Below are 3,734 nucleotides of genomic sequence, written 5' to 3' on the forward strand. Positions count from 1 at the left end.
ATCATGCGGGTGATCATCGCCCGCGAGATGTTCCGGCAATAGGAAAGCCCAGCAGATGACGAAGATCGCCTTCATCGGGGTCGGCAACATGGGCGCCGGCATGGCGGCCAACCAGGCCAAGGCCCAGCATCAGGTGGCGGCTTTCGACCTGTCGCCCACGGCCCTGGCCAAGGCGGTGGAGGCCGGGTGCCAGGCGGCGGACTCCGTGGCCGCGGCGGTCAGGGACGCTGAGCTGGTGATCACCATGCTGCCGGCCGGCAAGCATGTGCGCGAAGTCTATGCCGACCAGGTGCTGCCCAACGCGGCGCCGGGCGCCCTGCTGATCGACTGCTCGACCATAGACGTGGAGTCGGCCCGCGCCGTCGCCGCCCAGGCCGCCGAGGCCGGGTTCCGCTTCGCCGACGCGCCGGTGTCGGGCGGGATCATGGCGGCTGACGCCGGGACCCTGGCCTTCATGGTGGGCTGCGCAGAGGGCGATTTCGCCGAGGTGGAGGCCGCGCTCACGCCGATGGCGCGGGTCGTGCTGCGGGCCGGCGAGGCCGGGGCGGGCCAGGCGGCCAAGATCTGCAACAACATGCTGCTGGGGGTCTCCATGCTAGGGACCTGCGAGGCCTTCGCGCTCGCCGAGAAGCTGGGCCTTGAGGCCGAGCGGTTCTTCGAAATCGCGTCGAAGTCCTCGGGCCAGTGCTGGTCGCTGACCAGCTATTGCCCCTGGCCGGGGCCGGTGCCGGCGGCGCCGTCCAATCGCGGCTATGAGGGCGGGTTCCTGACGGCCCTGATGCTGAAGGACCTGAAGCTGTCGCAGGACGCCGCAGCCAAGGTCGGCGCCTCGACCCCCATGGGCGCCCAGGCCGGGGCGCTCTACGCGATGTTCGACGGGCTGGGACACGGGGGGAAGGACTTCTCCGCGGTGCTGCAACTGCTGCGCGGAAAGCTGGACGAGCTGGCCTAAGAGGCGTTCCGCGTTCCTTCTCCCCTTGCGGGAGAAGGTGTCGGGCGAGGAGCCCGACGGATGAGGGGTCCCTCAGAACTCGCCGGTTAGCTTTCGGCTTGGCTGCAACTCAGACCTCAGACGGATAGGGCCTTCGACCCCTCATCCGACCCCGCTCTCGCGGGGCCACCTTCTCCCGCAAGGGGGAGAAGGACGACACAGGCCAAACACCGTTGGCCAAAGAACGCCGGTCGTCCTAGCCTCGCCTCACAACAACAATGTGAGGGAGGCGCGCCATGCGTCTGATGGTTCCCCTGTTCGCGGCGCTCAGCGTCGGTTTCGCGGGCGCGGCGGTCGCCGCCGAGGTTCCCGCCCATGTCCAGGCCGCCCTGGCCGACAAGGCCCGGCCCGCCGAGGACGTCTCGCGGGACGCCGCGCGCAAGCCGGGCGAACTGCTGGCCATGGGCGACATCAAGCCCGGCGGCAAGGTGGCCGATTTCGTGATCGGCGGCGGCTATTTCACCCGCATCCTGTCGGCGGCGGTCGGTCCGACCGGGACCGTCTACGCCTACCAGCCCGCCGAGTTCATCGGGTACGACAAGAGCTATGGCGAGAACTTGAAGAAAATCGCCGCGGCCCTGCCCAATGTGAAGCCCATCGATACGAGCTTCCAGGCCGTGGATCTGCCGGACGGGCTGGACCTGGTGCTGACCGTGCAGAACTACCACGACCTCTTTCTGAAGCCGTTCCCGGCCGACACGGCGACAAAGGTCAACGCCGAGATCTTCAAGTCGCTGAAGCCGGGCGGGGTCTATCTGATCGTCGACCACGAGGCTCTGCCGGGCGCGGGTCTCGGCGTGGCCGACAGCCTGCACCGCATCGACATCGCCGACGTGAAGAAGGGCGTCGAGGCGGCCGGGTTCAAGTTCGTCGAGGAGAGCCAGCTGCTGCACGCGGCCGGCGACCCGCACACCTCCAACGTCTTCGACCCGGCCATTCGCGGCAAGACTGACCAGTTCATCCTGAAGTTTAAGAAACCGGGTTAAGCATAGGGTTCATCTATGTATTCGAGGTTCGAGACGGCGCTGGACGCCGCGGTCGCGGGCGGCCGAGTTGCGGGCGCCGTGGCCCTGGTCGCCGACCGGAACGGGGTGATCTACGAGACCGCCGCCGGCCTTCGGAAGGTCGGCGATACGGCTGTGATGGACCCGGCGACGGTGTTCTGGCTGGCCTCGATGACCAAGGCGGTGGCCTCTGTCGCGGCGCTGCGCGAGGTGGAGCAGGGACGGCTCAGCCTCGACGGCGATCTTTCGGGCCCGCTGCCGGAGTTCGCCGGCCTGCAGGTGCTGGAGGGGTTCGAGGCCGACGGCGCGCCCCGGCTGCGGCCGGCCAGGCGGCCGCCGACCTTGCGCCAGCTGCTGACCCACACCTCGGGTTTCGGCTACGGCTTCCTGCACGGGGAGCTCACCCGCTGGCGCGAGGCGGCCGGGGTGCCCGACCCGATGGCCGGCTTCCGCGCCGGCCACGCCCAGCCGCTGCTGTTCGAGCCGGGCGAGCAATGGGCCTATGGCATCGGGATCGACTGGGCGGGCCTGGCGGTGGAGGCGGCCAGCGGCCAGCGGTTGGACGCCTATCTGACCGACCAGGTCTTCGGACCGCTGGGGATGGCCGACACCGGCTTCCTGCCCACCCCCGAACAGGCGGCGCGGCAGGCGAGCCCCCATGCGCGCGGCGAGGACGGTAGGCTGGCGCCCATTCCCTTCGGCCTGCCGAGCGCGCCGGAGGTCTGGTCGGGGGGCGGGGGCCTGTTCGGCACGGCGCGGGACTATGCGCGCTTCACCCGCATGCTGCTGAACGGCGGAACCCTGGACGGCGCTCGGGTGCTGTCGCCGGAGACGGTCGACATGCTGGGGGAGGTGCAGACCGGACCCCTGCGGGCCGGAGCGTTCAAGGACGGGGTGGCCATGACCCTGGATTTCGACCTCTTCCCCGACCAGCACACCGGCTGGGGCCTGACCGGGCTGATCAATCCCGAGCCCTCGGCCGACGGTCGCGGGGCGGGCAGCCTGGCCTGGGCCGGGATCTTCAACACCTATTACTGGGTCGACCGGGCGGCGGGGCTGAGCGGCATCCTGATGACCCAGCAGACCCCGTTTGGCGATCCCGACGTGCTGGGTCTGCTCAGCGCCCTGGAGCGGGACGCGTATCGGGCGGGCTGAGCGGGATTTGCTTGTCCCGCGCCGCCGTGAGGCGTCCTAATACGTTGGGGTGGGCGCCTAGCGGGAGGAGCCCATGAGTGTCTATCGCGTCACCGAAATCGTCGGCACGAGCGAGAGCGGCTGGGCCGACGCCGCCCGGCAGGCCCTGGAGGCGGCCGCCGGATCTCTACGCGACCTGAGGGTGGCCGATGTCGTCGCCCAGGACGTCACGCTGGGATCCGACGGCAAGATCGAGGCCTATCGCGTGCGGATGCAGGTCAGCTTCAAGGTCGAACAGGACGCCGAGGCCCAGTCCCTGGTGGTTGAGGCGCTGGGGTTCTGAGGGGCCGAAGAGTCAAAGTCCCCCTCAGTCAGCTTCGCTGACAGCTCCCCCAGAGGGAGAGCATCTGACTCGGAGTCTCCCAGGTCCTCCCCCAGCGCGCAGCGCGATGTGGGGGAGCAACCATGTTCAAGTTGCGGGTTGTTTGACCCATGGCTGGCCGCGTCCGAGGACGAGGTTGGCGGCCTCGATGAGTTTTCGCATGACCGCGACGATGGCGAGCTTGGCGGGTTTGCCACGCTTGAGGAGTTGCTCGGCGAAGGCC

The 3,734-nt window shown here is 69.2% G+C and carries 4 protein-coding genes; all 4 read left to right on the forward strand.

All coding sequences use genetic code 11. From position 1 onward, the window contains the following. Positions 1 to 55 precede the first annotated feature (55 nt). The 4 genes from mmsB (at position 56) to Q8Q88_RS06745 (ending at position 3,472) form a co-directional block, all read left to right on the forward strand. Positions 56 to 952 carry a 3-hydroxyisobutyrate dehydrogenase gene (gene mmsB / locus Q8Q88_RS06730; protein ID WP_305674432.1) on the forward strand — a complete coding sequence of 299 codons (897 nt, stop codon included), beginning with the start codon at positions 56 to 58 and terminating at the stop codon, positions 950 to 952. 275 nt (positions 953 to 1,227) lie between these two features. Next, complete coding sequence (locus Q8Q88_RS06735) at positions 1,228 to 1,977, forward strand: class I SAM-dependent methyltransferase (RefSeq protein ID WP_371129822.1); 750 nt, start codon at positions 1,228 to 1,230, stop codon at positions 1,975 to 1,977. A 15-nt stretch (positions 1,978 to 1,992) separates the two neighbouring features. Then, positions 1,993 to 3,150 (forward strand): serine hydrolase, encoded by a 1,158-nt coding sequence (locus Q8Q88_RS06740; protein WP_305674433.1) that lies wholly within the window; start codon positions 1,993 to 1,995, stop codon positions 3,148 to 3,150. Positions 3,151 to 3,223: 73 nt separating this feature from the next. Further along, a complete protein-coding gene (locus tag Q8Q88_RS06745) occupies positions 3,224 to 3,472 on the forward strand; it encodes a dodecin family protein (protein WP_305674434.1) in 249 nt (82 codons plus the stop codon). The last annotated feature ends 262 nt before the right edge of the window (positions 3,473 to 3,734 follow it).

It is taken from the genome of Phenylobacterium sp. (assembly GCF_030697925.1).
Classification (GTDB): Bacteria; Pseudomonadota; Alphaproteobacteria; order Caulobacterales; family Caulobacteraceae; genus Phenylobacterium.

Coding starts and splice junctions, on each gene's coding strand:
- Q8Q88_RS06745 (WP_305674434.1), top strand. CDS start 3,224: ATGAGTGTCTATCGCGTCACCGAAATCGTCGGCACGAGCGAGAGCGGC.
- Q8Q88_RS06735 (WP_371129822.1), top strand. CDS start 1,228: ATGCGTCTGATGGTTCCCCTGTTCGCGGCGCTCAGCGTCGGTTTCGCG.
- Q8Q88_RS06740 (WP_305674433.1), top strand. CDS start 1,993: ATGTATTCGAGGTTCGAGACGGCGCTGGACGCCGCGGTCGCGGGCGGC.
- mmsB (WP_305674432.1), top strand. CDS start 56: ATGACGAAGATCGCCTTCATCGGGGTCGGCAACATGGGCGCCGGCATG.